Source organism: uncultured Marinococcus sp., from assembly GCF_947493875.1.
Taxonomy (GTDB): domain Bacteria; phylum Bacillota; class Bacilli; order Bacillales; family Marinococcaceae; genus Marinococcus.
In genome coordinates this window covers 1-235 of sequence record NZ_CANLSU010000034.1, presented here as the reverse complement: position 1 = coordinate 235, position 235 = coordinate 1, and the positions used below count along the sequence as shown (strand labels likewise).

The following is a 235-nucleotide window of genomic DNA, read 5'->3' as shown; positions in this document are numbered from 1 at the left end:
CTGTGGTGTAGCGGTTAACATGCCTGCCTGTCACGCAGGAGATCGCGGGTTCAAATCCCGTCAGGCCCGCCATTTTACTATTATTCATATTGACAAACAAAATGAATAAGGTATAATTTCATTCGAGTCGTAAACATGTCACTCGAAATCAATCATGCAATATGGCTCGATAGCTCAGTCGGTAGAGCAGTGGACTGAAAATCCTCGTGTCGGCGGTTCGATTCCGTCTCGAGCC

General features: G+C 46.8%; 1 tRNA gene. It reads left to right on the top strand.

From position 1 onward, the window contains the following. Positions 1-163 precede the first annotated feature (163 nt). Positions 164-235 (top strand) — tRNA-Phe (locus Q0757_RS16985).